24 protein-coding genes are annotated in these 23,351 nt (G+C 68.3%); 12 read left to right on the forward strand and 12 right to left on the reverse strand.

From position 1 onward, the window contains the following. Positions 1-173: 173 nt before the first annotated feature. Positions 174-692, reverse strand: coding sequence for a helix-turn-helix domain-containing protein (locus tag ACGFW5_RS24620; RefSeq protein ID WP_393836453.1), 519 nt, complete (start codon positions 690-692; stop codon positions 174-176). 1,029 nt (positions 693-1,721) lie between these two features. Then, positions 1,722-2,243 carry a hypothetical protein gene (locus ACGFW5_RS24625; protein WP_393836454.1) on the reverse strand — a complete coding sequence of 174 codons (522 nt, stop codon included), beginning with the start codon at positions 2,241-2,243 and terminating at the stop codon, positions 1,722-1,724. A gap of 150 nt (positions 2,244-2,393) precedes the next feature. Between ACGFW5_RS24625 and ACGFW5_RS24630 the strand changes: the two genes are divergently transcribed. Then, on the forward strand, positions 2,394-2,657 hold the full coding sequence (locus tag ACGFW5_RS24630; protein WP_393836455.1) for a hypothetical protein: 264 nt from the start codon (positions 2,394-2,396) through the stop codon (positions 2,655-2,657). Between the two features lie 15 nt (positions 2,658-2,672). Continuing rightward, complete coding sequence (locus tag ACGFW5_RS24635) at positions 2,673-3,062, forward strand: hypothetical protein (protein ID WP_393836456.1); 390 nt, start codon at positions 2,673-2,675, stop codon at positions 3,060-3,062. A 44-nt stretch (positions 3,063-3,106) separates the two neighbouring features. Here the strand turns inward: ACGFW5_RS24635 and ACGFW5_RS24640 are convergent, their stop codons facing one another. From ACGFW5_RS24640 to ACGFW5_RS24650, 3 genes are all read right to left on the reverse strand, one after another. Then, entirely contained in the window at positions 3,107-3,724 is a 618-nt protein-coding gene (locus ACGFW5_RS24640) for a DUF6000 family protein (protein ID WP_393836531.1), read from the reverse strand. Positions 3,725-3,841: 117 nt separating this feature from the next. After that, entirely contained in the window at positions 3,842-4,504 is a 663-nt protein-coding gene (locus tag ACGFW5_RS24645) for a hypothetical protein (protein ID WP_393836457.1), read from the reverse strand. Continuing rightward, positions 4,504-4,968 (reverse strand): DUF2199 domain-containing protein, encoded by a 465-nt coding sequence (locus ACGFW5_RS24650; protein ID WP_393836532.1) that lies wholly within the window; start codon positions 4,966-4,968, stop codon positions 4,504-4,506. Before ACGFW5_RS24650 ends, ACGFW5_RS24645 begins: the two co-directional genes overlap by 1 nt. A gap of 392 nt (positions 4,969-5,360) precedes the next feature. Here ACGFW5_RS24650 and ACGFW5_RS24655 point away from each other — a divergent pair, with 392 nt between their 5' ends. Continuing rightward, positions 5,361-6,239 (forward strand): ATP-grasp domain-containing protein, encoded by an 879-nt coding sequence (locus tag ACGFW5_RS24655; RefSeq protein ID WP_393836458.1) that lies wholly within the window; start codon positions 5,361-5,363, stop codon positions 6,237-6,239. A 686-nt stretch (positions 6,240-6,925) separates the two neighbouring features. Here the strand turns inward: ACGFW5_RS24655 and ACGFW5_RS24660 are convergent. The 3 genes from ACGFW5_RS24660 to ACGFW5_RS24670 all read right to left on the reverse strand — a co-directional run bounded on the left by ACGFW5_RS24660 (position 6,926) and on the right by ACGFW5_RS24670 (position 8,004). Next, positions 6,926-7,258 (reverse strand): hypothetical protein, encoded by a 333-nt coding sequence (locus tag ACGFW5_RS24660; RefSeq protein WP_393836459.1) that lies wholly within the window; start codon positions 7,256-7,258, stop codon positions 6,926-6,928. Positions 7,259-7,288: 30 nt separating this feature from the next. Then, positions 7,289-7,510 (reverse strand): hypothetical protein, encoded by a 222-nt coding sequence (locus ACGFW5_RS24665; protein WP_393836460.1) that lies wholly within the window; start codon positions 7,508-7,510, stop codon positions 7,289-7,291. A 167-nt stretch (positions 7,511-7,677) separates the two neighbouring features. Further along, complete coding sequence (locus ACGFW5_RS24670; protein WP_393836461.1) at positions 7,678-8,004, reverse strand: hypothetical protein; 327 nt, start codon at positions 8,002-8,004, stop codon at positions 7,678-7,680. A gap of 190 nt (positions 8,005-8,194) precedes the next feature. Here ACGFW5_RS24670 and ACGFW5_RS24675 point away from each other — a divergent pair, with 190 nt between their 5' ends. Together ACGFW5_RS24675 and ACGFW5_RS24680 are read left to right on the forward strand one after the other, a co-directional pair. Continuing rightward, a complete protein-coding gene (locus ACGFW5_RS24675) occupies positions 8,195-8,716 on the forward strand; it encodes a transposase family protein (RefSeq protein WP_393836462.1) in 522 nt (173 codons plus the stop codon). Positions 8,717-8,722: 6 nt separating this feature from the next. After that, positions 8,723-9,052 (forward strand): transposase, encoded by a 330-nt coding sequence (locus ACGFW5_RS24680; RefSeq protein WP_393836463.1) that lies wholly within the window; start codon positions 8,723-8,725, stop codon positions 9,050-9,052. 398 nt (positions 9,053-9,450) lie between these two features. Here ACGFW5_RS24680 and ACGFW5_RS24685 read toward each other — a convergent pair whose 3' ends face one another. Continuing rightward, complete coding sequence (locus ACGFW5_RS24685; protein WP_393836464.1) at positions 9,451-10,401, reverse strand: LysR family transcriptional regulator; 951 nt, start codon at positions 10,399-10,401, stop codon at positions 9,451-9,453. A gap of 99 nt (positions 10,402-10,500) precedes the next feature. Here ACGFW5_RS24685 and pcaD point away from each other — a divergent pair, with 99 nt between their 5' ends. Continuing rightward, on the forward strand, positions 10,501-11,307 hold the full coding sequence (gene pcaD, locus ACGFW5_RS24690) for a 3-oxoadipate enol-lactonase (protein ID WP_393836465.1): 807 nt from the start codon (positions 10,501-10,503) through the stop codon (positions 11,305-11,307). 279 nt (positions 11,308-11,586) lie between these two features. After that, positions 11,587-11,838, forward strand: coding sequence for a hypothetical protein (locus ACGFW5_RS24695; RefSeq protein WP_393836466.1), 252 nt, complete (start codon positions 11,587-11,589; stop codon positions 11,836-11,838). 80 nt (positions 11,839-11,918) lie between these two features. On the opposite strand, the gene ACGFW5_RS24700 is transcribed toward ACGFW5_RS24695, so the two are convergent. Further along, the gene (locus ACGFW5_RS24700) at positions 11,919-12,518 is read right to left on the reverse strand and encodes a GNAT family N-acetyltransferase (RefSeq protein WP_393836467.1); all 600 of its coding nucleotides are present in this window, start codon (positions 12,516-12,518) and stop codon (positions 11,919-11,921) included. A gap of 1,222 nt (positions 12,519-13,740) precedes the next feature. Here ACGFW5_RS24700 and ACGFW5_RS24705 point away from each other — a divergent pair. From ACGFW5_RS24705 to ACGFW5_RS24720, 4 genes are all read left to right on the forward strand, one after another. After that, on the forward strand, positions 13,741-15,393 hold the full coding sequence (locus ACGFW5_RS24705; protein ID WP_393836468.1) for an AMP-binding protein: 1,653 nt from the start codon (positions 13,741-13,743) through the stop codon (positions 15,391-15,393). 9 nt (positions 15,394-15,402) lie between these two features. Then, on the forward strand, positions 15,403-16,968 hold the full coding sequence (locus tag ACGFW5_RS24710) for an aminotransferase class I/II-fold pyridoxal phosphate-dependent enzyme (protein WP_393836469.1): 1,566 nt from the start codon (positions 15,403-15,405) through the stop codon (positions 16,966-16,968). 170 nt (positions 16,969-17,138) lie between these two features. Beyond that, positions 17,139-17,387: a hypothetical protein gene (locus ACGFW5_RS24715; protein WP_393836470.1), complete on the forward strand. Its 249-nt coding sequence runs from the start codon at positions 17,139-17,141 to the stop codon at positions 17,385-17,387. Further along, on the forward strand, positions 17,384-18,376 hold the full coding sequence (locus tag ACGFW5_RS24720; RefSeq protein ID WP_393836471.1) for an NAD-dependent epimerase/dehydratase family protein: 993 nt from the start codon (positions 17,384-17,386) through the stop codon (positions 18,374-18,376). Before ACGFW5_RS24715 ends, ACGFW5_RS24720 begins: the two co-directional genes overlap by 4 nt. A 207-nt stretch (positions 18,377-18,583) precedes the next feature. Here ACGFW5_RS24720 and ACGFW5_RS24725 read toward each other — a convergent pair whose 3' ends face one another. Then, entirely contained in the window at positions 18,584-19,612 is a 1,029-nt protein-coding gene (locus ACGFW5_RS24725) for a GNAT family N-acetyltransferase (protein WP_393836472.1), read from the reverse strand. Positions 19,613-20,049: 437 nt separating this feature from the next. Here ACGFW5_RS24725 and ACGFW5_RS24730 point away from each other — a divergent pair, with 437 nt between their 5' ends. Continuing rightward, the gene (locus ACGFW5_RS24730; RefSeq protein WP_393836473.1) at positions 20,050-22,365 is read left to right on the forward strand and encodes an MMPL family transporter; all 2,316 of its coding nucleotides are present in this window, start codon (positions 20,050-20,052) and stop codon (positions 22,363-22,365) included. A 44-nt stretch (positions 22,366-22,409) separates the two neighbouring features. Here the strand turns inward: ACGFW5_RS24730 and ACGFW5_RS24735 are convergent, their stop codons facing one another. Next, positions 22,410-23,066, reverse strand: a complete 657-nt coding sequence (locus tag ACGFW5_RS24735; RefSeq protein WP_393836474.1) for a sterol desaturase family protein — start codon at positions 23,064-23,066, stop codon at positions 22,410-22,412. Positions 23,067-23,351: the final 285 nt, after the last annotated feature.

The raw sequence follows: 23,351 nt of genomic DNA on the forward strand, positions 1-23,351 counted from the left end.
CGCTGCCCACCGCGCGCATGGACATCACTGCTCCCAGCGTTCCGGCACCTGCACCGTGCTCGAGCAGCAGGCCGGCTATCGCCACGGCGAAACAGCAGTCCCCGACGGAACTCAGTGCCTGTCCTGCCCATAGGATCGCGAACGGCCGGTGCCGCAGTACCGACACCGAGCGCCTACGCATCCATCCGGAACAGCACCGCGGTTACGCTGACCGGCACAGCGCCCGGGGAGCCCGGTGGACGACCGGACCGGATCAGCTCACTGATCGACTCAGCGAGATCCCGCCGCACCTTCTCCACCACCTCGACGGGGGCCCACACCTCTGCGTCCGACACCAACGACGGCGCCTCACGCTCACTCGCACCTACCCTGCGGCGCAACTCCCCCGCGACCGCCTCCACCAGCATCACCAGACTGCCCTCCCCCACACTCACCGGTTCGCGCCCCATCGACGTCAGCCCGTAGACCTTCTCCGTCGCGCCCCGGTTGTTGTGCGTGCGCACCACCTCCACCAGCCCGACGGCGAACAATTTGCGCAGGTGATAGCTCGCGAGCGCCTGCGTCACGCCCATCTCCCGTGCCGCCTCTGCCGCCGACATCTCCTGCGCGCTCAGCAGGTTCAACAAGCGCAAACGCGACGGGTCGGACACCGCTCGCATCAACTGCCGGGAGTCATGCACCAGTACCTCCAAGTAAGTACTTGGAGGTTACCCATACGCCCGTCCTCCAACCCCGGCTCTCCCGCCCCCGGCACCGCCGCCTTCATCTTCTTCGAGCAAGTGCCATCCCCGGATGGCCTGCGCGCTGCGACCTTTTTCCCCCGAAACACTCCCGTAGGGGCCAGCTGATGGAGGCGAAGGACAACCTGCAGAGGGCACTGGCCAAAATCTCCTCCCTACGACGAACGTGGGGGCGTCGGCCTCCGTAATCGCTCGGCCTCGCCGGTGCGCTCGGGGCCGGCCACCCGGTTAGGGCCGCCAGTGCGTCACGGCGGGGATGGGGGTGAGCAGGCGTCGGGTGGAGTTGAGCGCTCCGAGGACAGGCCGGGGGCGACCCGGCGGTGGCTGTGCGTCCCGGCCTTTGATCGGCGTGGGGGTGGTCAGACTCGAACTGAAGACGGCCAGGAGTTTACTCAGGCGGCGGCCCGGGGTGGTCGTGGCCGGTCGGGCGGCCGCGAGGAGGCGGCGCTGGCGGGGCGGTGTTGAGGGGGGCAGTCGGAACGTTTCTTCGCGTGCCAGGTCCGCGCCGCCGAGCCCGCGGTCTCCTGCCGTTCTTGCTCTCTCCTGCGTGGCCGGGGAGGCCGGGGTTCGGCCCGGGTAGGCAGCGGGGATACGACGTCGACGGCCTGCTGCTGGCGTTCGTTGCGAGCCCCGCTTTCTGCTGCTCGCCGGGGCCAATGCGATCGTCGCCCTGCAGGACGCGGCGCAGGCGTTCGTCGTGGGGAAGCTGTCGTTTCTCGCTGGGGCCGACGCGATCGTCGTTGTCGCACAGCTTGCCCGGTCCGGCGTGGCATCGCAGGCACGTCATTCGGTACCAGTCGCTGCGCGGCACCTGGTGGTGCAACCGGACTGCCGTCTTCTTGCCTGCCTTCTTGGCACAGCCCTCCCGGGTGCCCTTCGGCCTCCGCTCCTGGATGGGACGTGTGAATCCGGCTTCACGCTCGTGCCCCTTCGGAGCCGGCTGTACCGGCTCGGCAGGAGCCTCGACCTCTTGCGGAGCCTTCATCTGTTGCCGGGCCATTTTCCGCTCGTCCAGCTGCAACTGCAGCCGCTCGTCGTGGCCGTCCTTGCGCGGTTTCCCGCTGCTGGGCCCTCGACCAGAACACAGTCCTTGCCCTGCTGCGCATTGCAGCGCGGACAGCTCCGGCGGATCCAGTACCGCCGCGCTACTCGCAGCTGCTCCCGCGGTCCTCGTGCCGCCCGTTTCTTCCAGACCTCCACGCGCCGGGCTTCACCACGGGTCAGCAGTTCCCCGGCCGAGGCCGCCGACCGCAGAAGCTCCTCGACCTGAGGGCACAGGTCTGGCGTGTACGTGTCGTACTCGCGAAGGCGCTGGAGGGAGCTGCGTACCCGAGCCGCAGCCCTCTGTACTTCCTCCTCCGTGTCAGCTTCCGCTTCGACCGCATCCCGCGTGAGGTCGTCCAGGCTCTCGAAGTACGTGACCGCCCGCCGGTAGACGACAAATTCGGTGTCCGTACGGTCCTCAGATGTCGTCGCGTTGACGCGCAGCAGGAGCCTGCGCACCGCCCATGCTCCTGCTTAGTAACTGCCCTGTTCAGGGTGTCGAACAGCTTGCGGCGTTCCTTGTTCTGCTCGACCAGCCAGATCCTCGCGTGGCGGAAGGCAGCCTTGAGCTGGTCCTGGAGCTCCTCGTCCACACCGGTCAGATTCTCGATGTCCGCGCACACCTGCTTCACCACGGGCACGGACTCGATCCGACGTGCGTACACCAGCCGGCGCAGAAGGGCCTGGGCGCGAGGTCGGGGCCTTGTCGGCGAGCTCGAAGTTCCCCGGGCACGCATCGCCGCCCCCAGCGTCTTCATGACGGACGAGGAGCAGGCCGAGCAGCTGCACCGGTGTCTCGGCGACGATTCTCTGCCTCTCGATGTTCGTACGGCTGGTGCCCTGACGCTCCTCTTCGGGCTGCAGCACACCTAACTGCTCGAACTCACCGTGCGCGACGTCATAAACGACAACGAGATGGTGGCACTCAACCTCGCAGGCCATCGTCTTCCGCTGCCGCCCGAAGTCGCCCGACTGGTCCGTGCGCAACGCGACCAGTGCCAGGCGCGCTGGCAGCTCGATCAGACAGCCAGCACAACACCGTGGCTGTTCCCCGGCCAGGAGCCCGCCCGCCCTCTCGGCGCCACCTACCTCAATTTGAAGCTCCGCCGACACAGCATCGCACCTCGCGCAGGCCGCAACAACGCTCGTCTCGCACTGGCCACCGCCCTGCCGGCGTCCGTCCTCGGCGACTTCAACAGCACCAGCAACGCCACCCGCTGGACCGGATACGCCAGACGCGACTGGCTCGACTACATCGCGTCCCGCACACAGATCTGACCACTCCCCGGGTGGCGGCCATGGTCAAGGAAGACCACCACTGGTCATAGCGCCTCGGCACATTCGTCGACGAACGCGCAAAGCCGACGAATGAGGCTCAAGAAGAAGGGGGTGGGGTCCGAGTCGCCCTTCATGTGAGGTGCATCCTGGAGCCACTGCTGCCACAGACCCCCCGGTTGCCGGAAGCGGTCGGCGTGACCACCTCCAAGGTTCAGGTCGATGAACTGGAGAGCGCCCATGACGACGGCCTGGTCGTATCCGAGCTCAGGGCGGCGGAGGTAGCGATCAAGGTAGGCAGCGAGTAGATCAGCGTCGCGCGCCGTTCCGAAACTGGCCAGGGCCACGCAATAGGCCAGCCCAGCGCAGCAGACCTCGCTAGCCAGCAGGAGTGATCCGAGGCGCTCCCGGAACTCGGTCCGGCGTGAGACAGCTACGAGCCAAGCCGCAGTCCTCCGCTCTCGCCAGCCGCCCTCAAGAAGATTGGCGATCTCATCTGCGGTGATGACTCCCGCATCCTCACGGAGATTTCGCATGAATTGGCCATATCCCGGATTCTCCATGCGCAGCAAGCCGCCGCCGAGCTTCAGGTAGCGCCGCTCGGGCGTGACATAGCGGCGAACCAGGGCCAGCAACTCGGCATCATCGTGAGGATTCCGTATCACACGATCGACCTTGCCTTGTCGCCGCGAAACAGAGCCAGCCCCTCCCTTGCCCTGATGTGAGTGAGTACGGCAGTTGGCACTTGTGCCGAAGTAAGTGCTCAGGTCCAAGGCCCAAGGTCAGCCGCCGTAGAGGCCCCACTCGTCGAGGCCCCCGTAGATGTGCGCTTCGAGGCATTGCGGGGCGTCAAGGCCCACGGCCTCACCCCGGTACACGGCGATGAGGGAGTCCTTGCCCCGCCACCAAGAGTCGGTCACACCCTGTACTTCGGGCACTGGCTCGAATTCGACGAGATCCAGTGCATCGACGGCCTTGCGCGTGACTCTTGTGACGGTGGTGGCCCAGCGGCGGGCATGAGCGGCGAGCGCCAGGGATTCCACCCATCCGTCCGTGCTGGCATGCAAGGGCGTCCAGCGGTAGGCGTCGATACCAAACGCACCGTCGGGGCCGATCACGAAACTGTAGGCCATGGACACCCGGCAGTCCCCTGCCGGGAACGACCAGCCTTCTGCGGGCATCTCCTCAGGGCAGTCGGCGTCCAGGACACGCGGACCGCCCTCGTAGAACGGGGCCGGTGGCAGGACGAGGCCGCCCCAGCGATCCTGGAAGGCAGTGGCCCGTTCGATCTCCGCAGCGGGGATCTCGTGCTCGATCCACGCGTCGCGGTGTTGCCGGATGTCCTGACGGCGAACGCGGATGCCCTCCGTCTCGATGAACCGCTGGGCCCTGCGGCTCAGGCTGGCAGGCGCGACCGGGGCGGGAGATACGAACTGGTCAGCCATTACCGCTGCTCGCCGTCACCGGCGTGGAGCACGGTTGACGCAATGTCCCGCACGCGCTCCAGGCTGATCCCTGTGCGCTGCTCGATGGCGAGGGGGTGGTCGGTGGGCTCCAGCTCGACGAAGGGGCGCTCGCCGACCGGACGGGTATGAACGCGCGTCTTCAGGTTGAGCGTCGTCGCCGGATACACCGGGAGATCGGTGGTGAGCCAGCCGAAGTACGCCTTCTCGGCCTCGCGGCCGGGCCTGTCCCACAGATCTGAGGCCCGGGAGAAGCTCTCTCGGCTGAGCGAGACCCAGACGCCCCAGGAGAACACCTCGTCACTGTCGATGACCGGTATCTCGATCAGGCCCTTGACGAAGTAGTGCTGCCCGCGGACCACGCACTGGTCCATGGAGAGCAAGCAGTCGTCGGCGTCGGCGAAAGCTGGATCCCACCCGGCGGGGGCCTCGGCCGTGTAGTTCATCGGCAGCTCAGGGTGGTGGGCCTCGCAGCACGTGCAAGTGAACCCCGAATCACTGGTCATGGGCCCGAGCCTAGCGACGGACTCCAGACGTACCGGAAGGGGACTTGCCCGGCCACTGCTCGCGCGGCCAACTACCACGCTCAGTCACAGCTGGTTGCCCTGAGGACAGGTGATGGCAAGCGGCTTCCCTGGTGCCTTGGCACTGGAATACCGCAGCTACGGAACAAGTGCGCTCCGCCAACAAAACTGCCGCCCTTTCTCTTCGACATCCTTGGACCAGTTGATCAACAACTGCCCTCCGAACCTGTCGACAAGTACTGTTCCCAGAGACAGACGAAGCCGCAGCGGGAAACCCGTGGCCCGAGAGCTGGGGGTTCCGTAGCGTGGCAGTCATGCCGACACCCGTCCTGTACTGCCGTGATTCATTGAACCCTCGACGCGTAGACGAACACTTCGCGCTGGAAGCTCGGGAGGTCCGCGCCTGTGGCGGGGAAGTAGGGCTGATCGACCACGACGCGCTGTTGCGGGGCGACGCGCAGCAGGCCGTTGCACACGTTCCGGCCGGACTGGGAAGTGCGTGGTATCGAGGCTGGATGATTCCCAGCGATCGATACGCCGCGTTCGCTGAGGCTCTGAGTCGACGTGGTACCGAGCTGCTCGTGACAGCGGAGCAGTACCGCACCGCTCACGAACTGCCGGGCTGGCATGCCAAATTCGTCGATATCACGCCCGCAAGCGTGTGGCGTCCCACGAAGCCCGGTGAGGAGCTGACCGCCGACGACCTGGCCCTTCTCGCCGAGCCCCTACCGCCGGGGGCGGGAATCGTGAAGGACTACGTCAAATCGCGCAAGCATGAGTGGGAGCAGGCGTGCTTCATTCCTGATCTCGCCGACGCCGTGGAGCTGACGCGGGTCGTGCGGCGCTTTCTGGAGTTGCAGGAGGAGTTCCTGGCTGGTGGGATCGTTCTCCGCGCCTTCGAGGAGTTCTCGCGGCTTGAGTCCGTCGCGTCTGAGGTGCGCGTGTGGTGGCTCGATGGTGAACCCAGGCTGCTGACGCCCCATCCGGACAGCCCGTTCGGGCGCGGGCTGGTGCCCGACCTTGATCACATCGGGTCTGCGGTGCGGCGCCTGGGATGCCGGTTCGTCACAACCGACGTGGCCCTTCGCTCGGACGGGGTGTGGCGTGTCGTCGAAGTCGGTGACGGCCAGGTCAGTGATCTGCACCAGTCGATCAGCCGAGGCGACTTGGCCGCGCTGCTGGTGGGCCCGTAGTAGCTGCTCTCCTTCCCCGCACCAGTCAATTGGTGAGCCCGCGTCGGGCCTTGACCGGTTCATGGGCGAGAGCCAGTCGTCTGTGTCGCGGTGGCGGCCGAGTCCGACTGCGGAGAACTCGTCGACGTGATTGCCCCTGGCGGCCCCGAGTCGCCGCAGTGCCTGAGAGATCGGCGTGCCGGTCGTCGGCGACGGATCCCCTTCGGCCAGACGCAATGGGCCAAGGGCCACCTTGCCCGCATCCCAGACCTGGGCGGCCTGGGTCCCCGTCCCGCCGAAGTAATCGGCCTCGACATAAGCCACCGGTCCTGTCTCCGAACACGCGGTCAGCAGGTGATCAAAGCCCGCCGGTGCCTTCCAGAACCCGTTGAGTACGGATACTCCGGCAATCGTGACGGCATCGAACAGCTCGTCGGTCATCGGCAAGAGCCAGAGGTGCTGGCCGAGAGGAACGATGCACGCCTCTGTGGCGGAGCCGGCCAACTCGCGGAGCACGGATTCGGCGGCGATAACCGCTTGCAGGCAATACATCCCCTCATGCTCGCCCGGCCGCTGATCGCGGCGCGACACCGGGTATGCCGAGGTCGACCGGTGCGACCCAGATCGCCCACTGGTCGGGCTCCGCCGCTGCACTTGCCAGGCCAGGTGGCCGGGGAAGCGGCTGCCGACTCCGCGCGCCTCAAGGATCAGTCCTTGACGGCGGCACTCCCACGCGTAGTGCAGGAACGCCTCGGGGTCAGGTCGGCCAGCCCGATGCCCTGCGTGGTCAGGGCGGCTGCGATGTCGAACGGCGCGGTCCCGTGGTGGATCGGGTTCACCGGCGTGGCCTGGACCTCGGCCCAGAACTTCTCTAGTAGTGGGTCGTTCTGGGCGGCGAGGAAGCGCTGCCCGTAGTAGAGGAAGGTGTTCGAGCGGAATGCTTCCAGCGAGGGTGGCTGGGCGATCCGCAGACACAGCAGGCAGGCAACCCCGGTACCTATCCGGCTCCTGTCCCTGGGCGCCGATCGCAGGACGGACACAGGGTTGCCGCCCTGGTGGAACCCGCTGGCCTACCACCGCTCCTGCCAGGTCTCGCCCAGGAACTGGCTCAGGTGCTGCAGGAGGTCCGGGGCGCCGCGGCTCCGGTTCCAGCGGTTGTCGGCCGACTTCGTCGGCCACGTCGTGCGCACCGCCTGCGCGATCTCCTCGACGGAGGCGCGTGTCAGATCGGCTTGGGGACGCGGGCGGACCGCCGGGGGCAGGAGCGGGGGCGGCGTTCGCGCTGACGACACGACTGACGCCCTTCTTGCTCGTCGGCTGGGTCAGGGTGCCGGGTTCAGACATCGAACACCGCCCTGATGTCCTCCGGGTCGTACCGGGCGGCGAAGGTGCGCTGGGGCCGAGGCTTGGTGTAGCGCGCGCTCCTGGAGCTTGTCGTGCAGGTTCTTCACACGGGCCGTCAGGCAGCGGCCGTGGTGTCGAGGTGAGCGTGCCGCAAGATCGCATGTACCTCGGCGAGGGTGAGCGGCTCGTCTCCCGCCATCCTGGCCGCCGCCGTATGGCGAGCGTCGTGCAAGGTCCAGTCCGTGCCGAGTTCGTCGTTGGCCCGCTGGGGAATGCGGCGTGTCGCCCGATATGCCAACGGGCGCGGATCGTCGCGGCGGGTGCGCCATACCGGTTGGCCCGGGTCGGGCAACCCGTCGGTAGCCAGGTAACTGCCCAGGTGGCGGAAGGAGTTCGGGGAGGCGGACACAAGCTGCCGGATGCGGGTGCCCTTGCTGATCACATATATCAGCTAGCCTGACCAGTCGATGTCGTCCAGACCGACATCCGCGTGGCTTTGTTCACTTCCGGGGGTCCTGGCTCAACTTCCATGGTCTGCGCACGGTGAGTGACGACGTGCCGGTGCGGCAGGCGTCGGGAAGTTGCCCGGATTTCACCAGTGGCCGGGGCGTGGTGGCTGACAGTGCGGGACCGTGGATGATCTGGCGCTCCGGTTGGAGGGGCTGCTGTTTCCGTCGGTCGCGGGTGTCACGGTGCTGTCGGCCGACGTGGACATCGAGTCGGTGAACGTGCGGGTCAAGTCTGCGGCGGTGAGGCACAGTTGTCCGGGGTGCGGGGGTTGGTCCACTCGGGTGCACGGCTCCTACCTGCGGTTTCCCGTCGACGGTCTGGTTGGGGGGAGACGGGTCCGGCTGAGCTCGCGGGTGCGGCGCTTTGTGTGCGGCGACCTGTCGTGCGGGCGGCGGACCTTCGTCGAGCAGATCGAAGGGCTGACGCGGCGCCACGGCCGGTGGACTGAGCAGTTGCGGGCCACGCCTGCCTCGGTCGGCCTGGCGCTGGCCGGGCGGGCCGGCGCCCGGCTGGCCGCCGTGTTCGGGGTCTCGGTGAGCCGGAGCACGGTGCTGCGGCTGGTCGAACAGCTTGCCGATCCGCAGCCGCCGGCCCCGCGGGTGGTCGGCGTCGACGAGTACGCGACGCGCAAGGGCCGCGCTTAAGGGACGGTGTTGGTCGACGCTGAGACCCGCCGGCCGGTGGACCTGATGCCCGACCGGGAGGCGTCGAGCCTGGCGGCCTGGCCGGCCGAGCGGCCGGGCGTCGAGGTCGTCTGCCGCGACCGCGCACCGTTCTTCGCCGAGGGCGCCACCGCCGGTGCACCGCAGGCAGTCCAGGTCGCGGACCGCTGGCACCTGTGGCTCGCGTGCGCGCCAGATCATGCAGCCGCCCGGCCCTGCCGCGAATGCGGCCGCGTGCGACGGCATGCCGGGCTGGGGTGTGCTCAGCCTGCTGGCAGCGTCAGCCAGACCGGCCCTTCGTCCGGGCCGAGAGCCTGATCGCCGAACTCGGTGAACCTCCGGACTGGCTGCGGGACTTCACCGCCGACCGCGCCGCCAAGTACTGCGTCAGCCGCGCATGCACGATGATCACCTCCCTGGGCCGACTCCTCCTGGACCAGGACCCCAACCACCCGCAGGCTCTGCTCGAACGCTCTGGTCGTTCGGGACGCTCGATGGGCTCCCTTGCCCGCGCACTCCGGTGCCTCCACTGCTCGGGGCTCAGAGGAGCCAGCCGAACGTGGGCGGTCTCTCCCGAGCCGAGCTCCGGCGCATACTCCACCCACAACCTGGCGATGTTGATCGTCCCTTTCAGAGCCTTTCAACAAACATGAGGGCGCGCTAAGGACCTGCTGTTCTTTGGTTCATGGCGCGCGTCGGCCCGAGCTCCAGCAACGTCACCTGTCGCGTACCGGTGCCTTCTTCGCTCCGGGTACACGGCGGCCTGGCGTCGGTTTCAGGACCGGTGCATGGCGGGCCAAGAAGTCCCACAGCTGGTCGGCGACTGGCCCGTGCGGGCGGTCGCGCCGTCGCGCCGCCGAAAGTTCCTCGACCACACCGGGAAAGTGCTGTCCGGCAATGGAAAGCAGGCTTCCATTGCGCAGCTCAGTCTCGATCATGAACCGCGGCACGTGTCCCCACGCCATGCGGTGCAAGATCAGCTCCTTCTTCATGAGGTGGTCCGGAACGGAGGTCTGGGGCGCGCCCTCGACCAGGAAATGGCCTGGTTCGGACGGATGCCGCGACGAGTCCCGGACCACGCATTGAGTCAGGGGCTGCATCCGCTGCGGTGTGATGTCGGCGTCCAGAGGGAAGGGCAGGAAGCCGGGCGCCACGACGGGCACCAGGGCGACGCGGCCGAGGTCGATCCACTCCATCCGTACGTCGCTCTTGGGGACGCGGTGCACGATGAGGTCGGCTTCGTCCTCCAGCAGTCGCTCCCAGGGGCCGGTGACGGTCTCGAACAGCAGGTGCAGCCGTGTCTGCGGGCGCTGCGCGAAGAAGCTGCCAAGTATCTCCAGCACTGGTGGCAGCGGACATAGGTCCCCGAGCGCCACGCGCAGCTCGGACTCTTCACCCATCGCCAACTGCGCGGCGTAGGCCTGCAGTTCCTCGGCGTCGTGCAGCAGGACGCGCACCTTGCGGTGGAAGGCGTGCCCGGCCTCGGTCAGCTGAACCCGATAGCCCGAGCGATCCAGCAGGTCCAGACCCAGCTGGCGCTCCAGCTTGGCGACCGCTGCGAACACAGAAGGGTGCGAGCGGTGCAACAGATCGGCGGCGGCCTGGAAGCCGCCGCCGCGCACAACGGCGTTGAAGCACTGCAATTCGTGGAGCGTGAAGTTCGACATTATCCAGAGAACCTACAGTGTGGTTTCGATCTTTGTAATAGATACCTGCAGACAGTGTTCCTAGGCTGAGCGCATAGCCGCTAGATCACTGGAGCTGACATGACTTCTCGCACCCGCACCGCCATCACCACCGGAGACGGTGTCCGCATCGCCTACCGGTTCGACGGTGATGAGAACAAGCCCGTGCTGCTGCTTTCGAACTCCATCGGCACCGACCTCCACATGTGGGATGGTCAGGTGCCGGCTCTGACCGAGCACTTCCGGCTGCTGCGCTACGACGCACGCGGCCACGGCGCCTCCGGTGTCCCGAGCGGCCCGTACTCCATGGACCGGCTGGGGCGCGACGTGGTGGAGCTGCTGGATGCCCTGGGCCTGCGGCGGGTGCACGTGTTGGGGCTGTCTCTGGGGGGAATGGTCGCGCAGTGGTTGGGGATCCATGTTCCGGAGCGTGTCGACCGTCTGGTGCTCTCCAACACCGCCGCGTACCTCGGCCCGGCGAATCAGTGGGATCGGCCGATCGCCGAACTGCTGGAGGCCCCCGACATGCAGGTCACCGCGGAGAGGTTCCTGAACAACTGGTTCCCGCCCCACATGCTGCGGGGCGACAACGAGGTTGTCGAGGGTTTCCGCCGCACTCTGCTCGCCACGCGGCGCGAGGGTGTGGCCAGCAGCTGGGCTGCGGTGCGTGACTACGACCTGCGCCGCACGGCCACACTCATCCAGAACCCGACCTTGGTCATCGCGGGAGAGCATGACACCGTCACGTCGGCCGACCACGGCAAGGAGCTCGCCGCGACCGTACCCGGGGCGCGGTTCACTGTCCTGCCCACGGTGCACATGGCGAACGTCGAAGGGCAGACGCAGTTCCTGGAGGCTGTGTTGGCGTTCCTTACAGAAGGGTCTTGACCTGTAGCGGAAAGCGGAGGGTGGCATGGGCGTGAGTAGCAGCCGCATGGCTGCCCGGGACGACTGGGCAGCCATGGGCAGCCCTGCTGTATAGAGAGTCTTCGTCTCAGGGCGTGACAGTCCTGGCTTCTTCGGGATTCTGCCCGCCGGTTTGTTCTCATCGAGCTACGGCGCAGGCCTGAACGCGGCACCCGCGTGCAGGAGCTGTCCGAGGCAGCAGGGCTGGACGAGTCCTCTACGTGTCGCCGTGTAACGCGCCTGGAGCGCAACGCCGGTCGCATGGGTAGTTCGGAGAAGGACAGCGGGACCTTGCCTCGTCGGTTCCACACCGCTGTCGTCCGCGGCGCCTACCTGGAGCAGACCGACCGACACGGGCGCTGCCCGCGCGAGCCGTACGTCCTCCCCACCGTCGGCGGTTCAGGCCTGCCCCGCTGGAGCAGAGACGACAACCATCCTCCAGGCGCCCTGCTGGTCGAGGAGGCCGGCGCCCGAGCCGGCGGCCCGCACCACCCCGTCCGCGACCTGTTCTGATACTGCAGGTCATCGGGCGCCACCCAGCAGCCCCGTGTGGTGCCTTGCTCAACCCCGTTCGTGGATAACCGGTCCGGCGGTCATCTGCCGCGTGCACGCCACCGGTAGAAGAACGTCAGACCCGGTCCCGCCCCGAGATGCAGCGGTACGCCGGTGAGCAGAGTCCCGACGTCGACGGCCTGCCCAGCCCGCAGCACGTGGAAGCCCTGCCGTGTGTAGTACGGCCCCAGATCGCGCCCGGTGTCGAACTCACCGAACAACAGCGCGTAATCCAGCTGCCCGTACACCTGCACGCATCGCGCGAGCAGCGCGGCTCCAATTCCGCGCCCGCGGGCGTCCTCGGACACCGCGACGGCCTTGATCTTCGCGTACGTCAGCATCGACATCAGGATCTGTTCCCGGGACACCGGCAACCGGGACAACCCGGAGAGGACCGTGCCGGACGGGACACCCAGCAGCGCTCCCATCACCTGCCCGTCACCGTCCCGAGCAACCAACGGCAGGGACAACTCGCCTGCTGCATACTGGAGTTCACCAGCAGCCGTCGCCCGTACGAGCGGCTCGCCCAAGTCAGCGCCCGCGAGGGCATCCAGCAGCCAGGTCCCGCATCGCCCCCGGGCAAGCGCTTCGAGGTGACCGGTCTCCAGATCGTCGGCGGCTGCATACAACAAGGCGGTCACCGTGCCAGCCTCCTCCGGCATGGCGAACCCGATCCGCACCCCCTCTGGTCCGGGCACACCCTCCAGCACCTGCTGCCGCGTCAGCCGGGCCGCCCCTGCCGAAGGGCCTGCCTTCCTCGTTTTCCTCGTTTTCCTCGTTTTCCTCGTCTTCTTCGCCATTCCCCGGAACTACCCCCCGACTTACCGCCGGACTCGGCCACCGGGCCCGGACCCTCCGCCGCTTACGCAATTCGGACAGCCAGTTCAGCAGACGGGAGTCGCTGTCGGCCCCCGGTCAGCACCTCGCCGGCCCGTTCCTTCGGCGGGCGCTGCCTGCCGCCGGCCGCGCCCACTATGGGCTCCGCAGGTCGGCACACTCACTCTCACCCGGTAGTCGTGACACCGAGCTCAGCCGCTTTCCGTTCTTGTTGGCAGGACGGCAGCGAGCGAACTGCCAACGCTGCGCGCCTGCGTTGCTCGGCGAACGGCCCCGGCCTGACCCGGGGCTCTCGTTCGTTCCGGTGGTTCCGCTCGTCCCGGATGAACAGGCGTGCAGCCAGTCCTCGTGCTCACGTTCGGGCACGTCACAGACCATGAGGAAGGCCAGCATCTGGTCCCGGCTGAGCACGGCGGTGCCGTCGGGCATGTGGCGCATCGTGCTGTGCGGCAGACGCCCCATGACGCCCCCTCAAACCATCGGCAGGATCGACGGCCCACCATGGTCGCTGGGCTTGAGCAGGGTGGTCCGGAGAGAACGCCCGAGTCTGCGGGCGGGCAGCGCGGTCGCAGGATCGGGTTCCAGGCGGACCAGTGCAGGTTCTCGGCGCCCAGTTCTTACGGCGACTACGGCGACTACGGCGACTACGGCGACTACAGCAGCAGTTCCCGACACGCTCACCAAGGCTCGTCATACCGACACGACGAGCGTCCCCACCAAGGGAAATGATGTCTCAGTACACCCAGTTGGGGCTACATCAGTGACCGGGTGCTGGGGTTGTCGTTGAGCCGCCATGATCGTGCACGGAGTCGACACGGCCCCTGGAACCCGTCGCTGTCCGCCTGCGGACTGTCGCGGCGGCGGCCTCTGACGGACGGGGTCGGTGAGATTCCCTTTCCCGCCCGACCCCGCCTGTTGCGCCGCATCGGGACGCGCGGAGCCGTGCCGGCGGCACCACTGGGCAAGGGAGCCTGGCTTGTGGAGCGGTTGCTGGAGAGCTCATGAAGTGGAGAGCGGAGGTTCCGGATGAATTCAGCCGACTGGCTCATGACACGGATCGCTCGGTGGGAGGGTGATGTTGCGCTGGCTCACCGTTATGCAACCGGTGCCGGCACGTACGCAGATATGTCGCGTTCGCAGGTGCTGACGGTGGTGCGCAAGAACGCGGAAGGCCTGGTGCGTCGAGGCATGGGCCCCGGCGACCGGGTCATCCTGCTGGCTGAGCCCCCGCAGCAGTTCGTCGCCGCCTTTCTGGGCGCGCTGTGGGCCGGAGTTGTGCCCGTGCCCGTGCCGCCTCCGCTGTGGGGCGGTGGGTCACGCTGGTCCCAGCTCGTGATCGACGCCGCAGATCTGGCGCAGGCCAAGGCGCTGGTCGGCCCCGAGCGCGTCTTGCGATTGCTACCGGATGTGCCCCTGCCCCTGCTCGCGTACGACGAGCTGCCCGCCGAGGCTACCGGCGCCGTGACCATGGTCCCGTACGAGCCGGAGCGAGTGGCGTATCTGCAACTGAGCAGCGGAAGTACGGGGCGCCCGCGCGCAATCGCCGCGCCCTGCCGTGCCGTGCTCGCCAACAGCATCGGCATCATGCGGGACGCGTTGAAGGCCACCCCCGGTCGTGATCACGCGGTGAGCTGGCTTCCGCTCCACCACGACATGGGCCTGGTGGGTTTTGTACTGGCGCCCCTTGTCGTGTCGATCCCGGTGACGTTGTCGACGCCGACTGCCTTTCTGCGCTCGCCGTCCACATGGATGGCCACGATGTCAGAGGTTGGAGGCACCATCACAGGCGCCCCGAACTTCGCCTATGCGCTGGCCGCCCGCCGTTCACAGCCGGAGCAGGCAGCCGGTCTGGACCTGTCCCGTGTGCGGGTCCTCCTGTGCGGGGGAGAGCCGATCCGCCGCGAAAGTGTGCAGCCCTTCGTCGACCTGTACGCTCCGTCCGGTTTGCAAGCATCAGCTGTGCGTGCGGCCTACGGCCTGGCCGAGAGCACACTGGCCCTGACGTTCGGGCGCAAGGGGCTGCACACCGAGCGCATCGACACCGGGGCCTTGCGTCACAGGGGTCGGGCCCACCCTGTCGGCCCCGGATGCGACGGGCTCGAAATCGTCTCCTGCGGCCGGGCCTTGCCGGGCCACAGCCTTCACATCCGGGACGAACATGGCTCATCGTGTCCTCCTCGTACGGTTGGCGAGGTGTGGGCCAAGGGGCCCTCGACCGCCGTTGGATACGCAGGAGACGAAGCAGGAAGTCGGCATGCCTTCCGTGCGGACGGGTGGCTGCGCACAGGAGACCGTGGGTACCTCACCGAGGGCGGTGAGCTGTACATCGTCGGCCGCTGCAAGGACGTACTGGTCGTGAACGGTCACAACATCGATCCGCAACGTGTGGAGTGGGCGGCGGAGACGGTCCCGGGAGTGCGGCCGAACGGCGCGGTGGCCTTCACGCGTCCCGGTGCGGACACCGAGGAAGTTGTGGTTGTCGTGGAATGTCTCCCTGGGCCTGCCGACGACGTGGCGGAGCAGATCAGGAAAGCGGTGTCCCGCCAGGAGGGCATTTTCGTCGCAGACGTCGTCCTCGGCCGGGCCGGAACCGTTCTGAGAACCACCTCCGGCAAGCCGCGTCGACAGCAGATGCGCACGGACTATCTAGCAACTTTCTCTGCCGTTCTGACGAGTTGATTGGACATCATGCAGTCCCGTGAAACTCTGCTCGGCGTACTGGAGCAGGCGGTGCGCGCCGTCCGCGGCTACCGTGAACCCACCGCGCTGGACCCGTCCGCCGAGCTCACTGAACTGGGTCTGGGCTCACTTCAGGCGATGGAATTGCTGGTCATCATCGAGCAGCAATCGGGCGTGCAGCTCCCGGACACGATCCTCCACCAGGTCCGGACAGTGGGTGATCTTCTGGACGCGATGGCCTTGACACCTGAACACGCTGCCCAGAATGGACCGGTCGGCCGCGGCGAGCCTGAGCGCCCGGCGCTGCCGGAACAGAGTGGAGGTGCGGCGCACGCCCGGCCGTCCCGCCCCGGGCTACAGGCGATCGTCGACCTGGTGGACCGTGCTGAGGTGCCCAGCCCGTACTTCGCTGTGCACGAGGGCGTGCCGGACGCGACCACCGTGGTCAACGGCGCGCGTATGGCGGCTTTCTCTGCCTCCGACTACCTGGGACTGGCCGGTGATCCGTACGTGCTGCACGCAGCCAAGCAGGCCATCGACCGCTACGGCACCTCGGTGGCAGCCAGTCGGGCGGTGTCGGGTGAGCGCGTGATCCACCGCGAACTCGAAAACGACCTTGCGGATTTCCTCGGCGCGCAGGCTTCGTTGGCGTTCGTATCGGGTCACGGCACGAATGTGTCAGTCCTGTCCCATCTGGCCGGCCCGGGTGACCTGATCGTTCGTGACGCCCTGGCGCACAACAGTCTGGTGCAGGGTTCTGAGCTCTCCGGTGCCCGTTGCCGGGTGTTCCCCCACAACGATGTCGCCTTCCTCAGCCGTCTTCTGACCGCCGAAAGGGGAAGGTACCGGCGGGTGGTCGTGGTCGCTGAAGGTGTGTACAGCATGGACGGTGATCTCGCCGACCTGCCCGGCCTGGTGGAACTGCGAGAGCGGTATGACGTCCTGCTGTATCTGGATGAGGCCCACAGCATCGGTGTTCTGGGAGCGTCGGGGGCCGGGGCAGCCGAACACTTCGGGGTGCCTTCCACCGACATCGATGTGCGCATGGGTACCTTTTCCAAGTCACTGGCCAGCTGCGGCGGTTTCGTGGCAGGATCCGCCGGTCTCATCGGCCTTGTGAAGCAGACGGCCCCGGGCTTCATCTATTCGACCGGCCTCGCACCCAGCGCTGCGGCAGCAGCCCGGGCCGCACTGCGACAGCTGCGCGAACGCCCGCAGTTGGCAGCCGTCGCGCGCGGGCAGGCGGCACTGTTTCGACACCTGGCCCACCGGGCCGGGCTCGACACAGGACGCAGCAGTGACGGCTCCTGCGTGGTGCCGGTTGTCGTGCGAGACGCAGAGACCGCGCTGCGCCTGGCTGCCCTGCTCGCCGACCGGGGCATCAGCGTGTGCCCGTTCGTCCCTCCGGCGGTCGAGGCGGACCAGTCGCGGCTGCGGTTCTTCGTCACCGCCCGGCACACGGACGCCCACATCACCGCTGCGGTCTCAGCCACCGCCCAGAGTCTCGACGATCTGGCCCGGGGAGGGATGCACACCACGAGTGCCGCCCTTGCCCAGAACCCGCCTGGAGACTGAACCCCCGTCACCGACGGGCACCGTCTCTGCACGCAAGCGCCGATGCGTATCCCGATACGGCCGCGGCCGTATCGCCACCAGGCCTTTCACCGAGGCTTTGCCGGCCCGGGTTCGCGAGGGCGCCAGACGTCCGAGCCGGTCCCACACCACATCAGGAGAGACGGGGAGGCATGGCTGACGTCTTCGACCCCAAGGCGGCGGCGCCCGGCATGAACAGCCGGGCGTGGCCCGAGATTTACCCGTGCCACCACGTCCTCCAGCCACACCGGGACATGGTGGCGGCCGACGGGGACGGCACCGAGGTGACGGCCGGCTGTCACGGCTACGTGGGACTTGCCTTCGACCCCGGGATGAGGGTGGACGCGACCGAGGCGCTGCGGCGATTCGGCAGCAGTTGCGATCCGGCGGTCGTGCCATGAGGTACCTGGTCACTGGGGCCACCGGATTCATCGGCCGCCACCTGCTGCCCCTGCTCGTCGGTGAAGGGCACACGGTCACCGCCCTCGTGCGTCGGCCGGGCCGGCTGGGTCCTCAGTGCGGGTCGGTCGAGGAGGTCCAAGGTGACGTGGTGACCGGTCACGGGCTGCGGCGCGCCGTGGAGGGAGCCGAACGGGTCATCCATCTCGCGGGTATTACGGCAGCCGTCTCCGCGCGCACCTATGCGGAGGTCAACGCCGAAGGCACCCGGCGTCTGTGCGCGGTCCTGGCCGGCCGGGCGCGGCCACCACGCCTCGTGTACTGCTCGTCGCTCGCCGCGGCCGGGCCGGCAACTCCCGGCCGTCCCCGGCATGTTGATGACGTACCCGCGCCGGTCTCGGCCTATGGGCGCAGCAAGCTCGCCGGAGAGCACGCGCTGCGTGAGGTGTCGGAGCGTGTGCCCGGCGTCATCGTCCGGCCCCCCGTCGTCTACGGGCCGGGCGACCCGGCGTTCCTGCCCGCGCTGGCCGCCATGGTCCGCGTCGGTTTCCTCGCCACGGTGGGGTCTGGGCCTCGCAGATACTCCCTGATCCATGTGGCGGACCTGTGTCGTGGCCTGGTGTCCGCTGCCGAGCACGGAACCCTTGTGCGGCGCGGCACTACAGCCGGCGTGTATCAGCTCAGCGACGGCGTGGAGTACAGCATGCAGGACCTCGGTGCCGCCGTAGCGGCCGCTTCCGGCTGTCGCACGCCCCGTACCGTCTCGGTTCCGGTGCCCCTGGCCGTGGCCGTTGCCTGGGGTGCCGTGCTCGCCTCGCGCGCTCTCGGGTCGCCGCCGGTGTTCAACCCGGACAAGGTGCGAGAGCTCCGTCAGACGGCCTGGACCTGCGTGGACCGCCGCGCCTTCGAAGACCTCGCCTTCTCCCCGTCGTTCACGCTGGACACCGGCCTGGGCGCCGCCCTGCGCGCTGCGGGAGCTGACCGCCACTGAGCTGGCCCAGGCGTGGCCGGTGGCCAGGGGCGAGGTGCCCGTGGCCGTCGTCCTCGCGAGGTGCGCCCGGCACTGCCCGAGTTGATCTGCGGACGAGGGCCGGCAACCGGCCCGGGCCGGCCCGGTGTCCTGGGAGACCCCCTGGGAGACCTAGGAAACCTGGGAGACCTGGGAGCGTGGGCGAGTGGGCGAGTGGCAGCAGGCTGGTCACAGGCTCCGCTCGTAGAGGGCGTACCGCTTGGAGACCCGTCCTCCGAGCGAAGCCACCGCGCGGTTGGCGGGGCCGTTGCTTGCCAGGACCCACGACACCTCAGCAGCGCTGTAGCCGAGTTTCCGGGAGGCCTTGGCCAGTTCGCTGTGGAGCAGGGTGTCCAGGCCCCGGCTGCGGTACTCGGGAAGGACACCCGTGGCCACCACACGTGTCCGTCCGACCCGCCGTGCCGCCCGCCAGTACTTCATCAGCCCGATGGGCAGGCCCCAGGTGTGCAGACGTCCGCCCGCCGCGCGCAGGGCCGGGGCGATGTCGGGCAGGACCAGGCTGAACCCGACCGGCGTGCCATGGACCTCGGCGATCAACAGGAGTTCCGGACGAGCCACCCGCTTCATCAGCCGTGCGGTGGCCGCGAACTCACGCTCGGATGCGGGGCAGAACCCCCAATTGTCTTTCCAGGCCGTGTTGTAGAGGGTGCGCAGACGTGTCGTTTCGGCGTCGAAGTCGCGGAAGTCGAGGGACCGGATCCTCATTCCTTCGATACGCGCGGCATAGCGGGCAAGCCGCTGCGCCCGGGGGGCGTCCGCCAGGTTCTCGACGCCGATCTCCCAGGCCAGCAGCTCCATGGCCGGCGCGAGGCCGCACTGCTCCAGCAGACGTGTGTAGTAGGGCGGTGTGTACGGCATGAGCACGGCGGGCGGCTGGTCGAAACCCTCGACCAGGATCCCGCACTCCTCGTTGGTCGTGAAGTTGACGGGCCCCAACAGGCGTGAATGGCCTTGCTCGCGCAGCCACTTCGCCGCCGCCGAGAACAATGCCTGCGCCACCTCGACATCGTCGATGCAGTCGAAAAGACCGAAGAAGCCCTGCCGGCCGCCGTGATGCGCGTCGTACGCCGGGTTGTCCACGGCGGCGATGCGACCGACCACCTCGCGACCGCGACGGGCGAGAAAGAGGTGAGCGTCTCCGGTGTCGAAGAACGGATTGTCCCGACGGCTGATCAGACGCCGCTGGTCGCTGCGCAAGGGCGGTACCCACAACGGCAGATGGCGGTGGATACGGTACGGGAGGTCGATGAAGGCGGAGCGATCGGCGCGTGTGCTGACGTCACACACCTCGACAGAGGCGGGCGGGGGCGCGGAGTTCTGGGCGGGCACTGTCGCGGGACGGGATCGGGAGGCTTGCGTCGGGTGCGTCATGGGGCCGGCTCTCCTGTCTGACGGTGGAGCTGTGGGCGGTCGGCCCGACACACTGAATATCACGGTTGAGTGCCTTATTTGGCGAAATGTGTAACCTCGGGCTCGTTCGTGGATACGCATGAGCAGCGGCCGAGGCTCAACAACACAAGGAGCGATCAGTGCCCCCCTCCGAAGCCGGGTCCGCGCCCCCCACGATGCCTTCCACCGCCCCTGGAACGGGTGACGCGCCACGGCCCTCCCGAGGGCGCCGACGGGCATGGGCGGTGGTGATCATCGCTTGCCTGACGGGGTGCCTGGCCGCCCTGGCCGCCCAGGGAGTCGGGCAACGCGTCACGCAGGGCGGCTGGACGCCGGCTTCGGCGGACTCCGTCCGCGCCGAAACCGTGCTGACTGAACACTTCCGCGCCGGGTCCCCCGACCTCGTCCTCCTCGCCACCACCCCAGGTTCGGTGGACGCCCCCGGGGCCCAGGCCGCCGGCCGATCCGTGACCGCGCGTCTTGCAGCAGATCCCCACACGGCGTGGGTGCGGAGCTACTGGCAGAAACCGATCGGCCGGCAACAACCGTCCAGCGGCTGGACGACGGCGGACCCCCGCTCGCAACTACGGGACGTCACAGGACACCGCGCGATGATCCTTGTGCGCTTCCGCGGCGACGAGCAGCACGTACGATCGGCCGCCGCGGCCGCGATGAAGCGCCACACGGGCCGGTTCGGACCGCTCGGCATCTCCGCCTCCGGCGAGGCCGCCGTGCGGGCCGAGACCGAACGGCTGGGCGCAGATGGGCTGCGTCTGGCCGAACTGATTGCGACGCCCGTCGTCCTGCTGCTCCTGTTGTGGGTTTTCGGAAGCCTCGTCGCAGCGCTGCTGCCCGTGCTCGTCGGTATCCTCGCCGTGGCCACGACCACGGCGTTCCTGCGCGTGCTCACCGAGCACGCGACCGTCTCGGTGTTCGCGCTCAACGTGACCACGCTCCTCGGCTTCGGACTGGCCGTCGACTACAGCCTCCTCCTGGTCAGCCGCTTCCGCGAAGAACTGGACCAAGGTGCAGAAACCAGCCAGGCCGTACGCCGCACACGACGCACCGCAGGACGTGCCGTGGCCTGCTCGGCCGCCATCGTCGCCGTCTCACTCGGCGCGCTGCTGCTCTTCCCCCTCCCGCTTCTGCGCTCCTTCGCCTACGGCGGCGTCGCCGTGGCCGTGGCCGCCGCCACCGGGGCGCTTGTGGTACTGCCCGCCCTCTTCCTCCTCCTCGGCGAGCGGATCAACAGCCGCGACGTCTTCGCCCGGTTGCGCCGCGCGCCGGCCGACCCCCAGTCATCCACAGGCCTGTGGTACCGGCTGGCGCACTGGGTCACCCGCCGCCCCCTGGCCGTGACCGCCGGAACGCTCCTGGTTCTGCTGGCGCTGGCCGCCCCGGTCACCCAAGTCCGCTTCGGCGCGTACGACGACAGGATCCTGCCGACCGATTCGCCGGTGGCCGGGACTTCCCGCGAACTGCGGGCGCACTTCGACAGCGAGGCCGTCAACGCGGCCGTCGTGGTGCTGCCGGGCTTCCGGGCCGAGCCCTCGCAGACCGCTCTGGACAGGTACGCGCGTCGACTCGCCCGGGAGCCCGGCGTACGACAGGTGACCACGGCCACCGGCACGTACGCACACGGCCGGCGTATCACCGCAGCGGCCCCGGCTCCCCGAACTCCCTTGCCGGGCAGGCGCGGTGAGGCGCGGGCCCGGACCGCGCCGCGGGGCTTGATGATGCCGCAGGCCGCCGCCTATACCGGCCCGCCCGGTACCTGGCTCTCGGTCGCCACCAGCATCGAGACCCCGTACTCCCCAGAGGCCTACCGGCTCACGAACAGACTGCGTGCGGTCCCGGCACCTGCTCACGCCCTGATTGGCGGCCCCGGCGCCAGACTCGCCGACACCCGGTGCATGCTGACGGAGCGCCTGCCACTGGCCGTTGTCCTGATGTCGGTGGCGACGTTGCTCCTGCTCCTGGTCTTCACGCGGAGTCTGCTCATCCCGATCAAGGCACTCCTCCTGAACACCCTCAGTCTCGCCGCCACCTTCGGCGTCCTCATCACCGTCTTCCAACAGGGCCATCTCGCATGGCTGCTGGGAAACATGACCACCACGGGCGTCACCGACATCATCGTCCCGGCGCTCATGTTCTGTATCGCCTTCGGCCTGTCCATGGACTACGAGGTGTTCCTGCTCTCCCGCATCGTGGAGGAACACCGTAATGGGACCCCTACGACGACGGCCGTGGCCGTCGGGCTCCAGCGGACGGGACGTCTGTTCACCTCCGCCGCACTCGTCTTCGCCACCGTCATGGCCTGCCTGGCCCTCGCGTCCCTCGCCCTGCTCAAGCTGCTCGGCGTCGGACTCGCCCTCGCGGTCATCATCGACGGCACCCTTGTGCGCGCGCTGCTCGTCCCCGCGGTCATGCGTCTCGCGGGCGGCGCCAACTGGTGGCTGCCCGGCAGCAAGGGAAAACCCGGTCCGCAGGCCCCGGCCGAAACTCCCTCCGCGCGCGGAGAAGAACGACTGCCCAACCCCCTCCCGGCGCCGAAGGCCTGACACGGTCGGGGCCCGTGCCCCCGGCCGACCATCGTCCGCAAGCGTTACGGTCCGGAGCGGATCCGGGGCTGGGGAGCGGTGCCGAATACGTGGTCCCAGTACGGGCAGCTGACACCGAAGCCGCTGCGGTCGTCATGGAAGTGGTGGAGAAGGTGGCGCCGTCGCAGCTCTCGGCCCACGGCGGTGGTCGGGCGATTGTGGTGAAGGTGCCAGTGGAGCGTGTCGTAGATGAGGTAACCCACAATGAATCCGGCCGCGGCGGCGCATCCACGTGCGGGGCCGGCGAGTTGGCAGCTCACCCAGATCGCACCTACCGCTCCGGGAAGGCTGAGCAGTGGTGGTGCGACGAGCCGCTTGGCGTCGTTGGGGTGGTCGTGGTGGATGCCGTGGACCATCCAGTGCAGGCGCGCGCCGAGGCGTCCCGGAGGGACGAAGTGGAAGACAAAGCGGTGCAGCCAGTATTCCATCAGGGTCCACATCAGGTAGCCCGATGCCACCGCCCCGAGGCCGGCCCAGGGACCCGCGTGCACACCTACCGTGCCCAGCGCCACCACGACTGGCCCGTACAGCACCAGCGGCACAGCGGGATGGACACGCGTGAAACGGTCCACCATCGGTGAGCGGAAGACCGGAGGTGACGCGCGCAGGTACTCACTCCGCGTCAATCGGTCCACCTCGTCGGCGACACCTTCCCGCATCATGACTCCTGTCAGCGTGTCGGGCCGGGGCGTCGTCTCTACGCCGGACAGTGCGCCTCTCAGCCTTGAATTCACAGGGTTATGAACGGTCACTGTAAGCGATCAAGCCTCGTGGCTGAGCGAACCACGCGTGACGGCACCCATTGCACGGCGACGTGCCATGAGTCCCCGCCCCCCACCCCGAGCGGGCCCTCGCCGAACAGTGACGGGCAGAGCCATCGGCTTGCTCCACCGGCGGCACCGCGCAGCCGAGTTCAAGGAGTTCCCGAACGCGACATCCGAGCCTGG

Origin of the sequence: Streptomyces sp. NPDC048416 (genome assembly GCF_043200435.1) — a bacterium.
In the GTDB taxonomy this organism is placed as follows: domain Bacteria; phylum Actinomycetota; class Actinomycetes; order Streptomycetales; family Streptomycetaceae; genus Streptomyces.

Coding starts and splice junctions, on each gene's coding strand:
- ACGFW5_RS24630 (WP_393836455.1), top strand. CDS start 2,394: ATGTCCGCGCACACCTGCTTCACCACGGGCACGGACTCGATCCGACGT.
- ACGFW5_RS24645 (WP_393836457.1), bottom strand. CDS start 4,504: ATGGCTGACCAGTTCGTATCTCCCGCCCCGGTCGCGCCTGCCAGCCTG.
- ACGFW5_RS24650 (WP_393836532.1), bottom strand. CDS start 4,968: ATGAACTACACGGCCGAGGCCCCCGCCGGGTGGGATCCAGCTTTCGCC.
- ACGFW5_RS24655 (WP_393836458.1), top strand. CDS start 5,361: ATGCCGACACCCGTCCTGTACTGCCGTGATTCATTGAACCCTCGACGC.
- ACGFW5_RS24685 (WP_393836464.1), bottom strand. CDS start 10,401: ATGTCGAACTTCACGCTCCACGAATTGCAGTGCTTCAACGCCGTTGTG.
- pcaD (WP_393836465.1), top strand. CDS start 10,501: ATGACTTCTCGCACCCGCACCGCCATCACCACCGGAGACGGTGTCCGC.
- ACGFW5_RS24695 (WP_393836466.1), top strand. CDS start 11,587: ATGGGTAGTTCGGAGAAGGACAGCGGGACCTTGCCTCGTCGGTTCCAC.
- ACGFW5_RS24705 (WP_393836468.1), top strand. CDS start 13,741: ATGAATTCAGCCGACTGGCTCATGACACGGATCGCTCGGTGGGAGGGT.
- ACGFW5_RS24710 (WP_393836469.1), top strand. CDS start 15,403: ATGCAGTCCCGTGAAACTCTGCTCGGCGTACTGGAGCAGGCGGTGCGC.
- ACGFW5_RS24715 (WP_393836470.1), top strand. CDS start 17,139: ATGGCTGACGTCTTCGACCCCAAGGCGGCGGCGCCCGGCATGAACAGC.
- ACGFW5_RS24720 (WP_393836471.1), top strand. CDS start 17,384: ATGAGGTACCTGGTCACTGGGGCCACCGGATTCATCGGCCGCCACCTG.
- ACGFW5_RS24735 (WP_393836474.1), bottom strand. CDS start 23,066: ATGATGCGGGAAGGTGTCGCCGACGAGGTGGACCGATTGACGCGGAGT.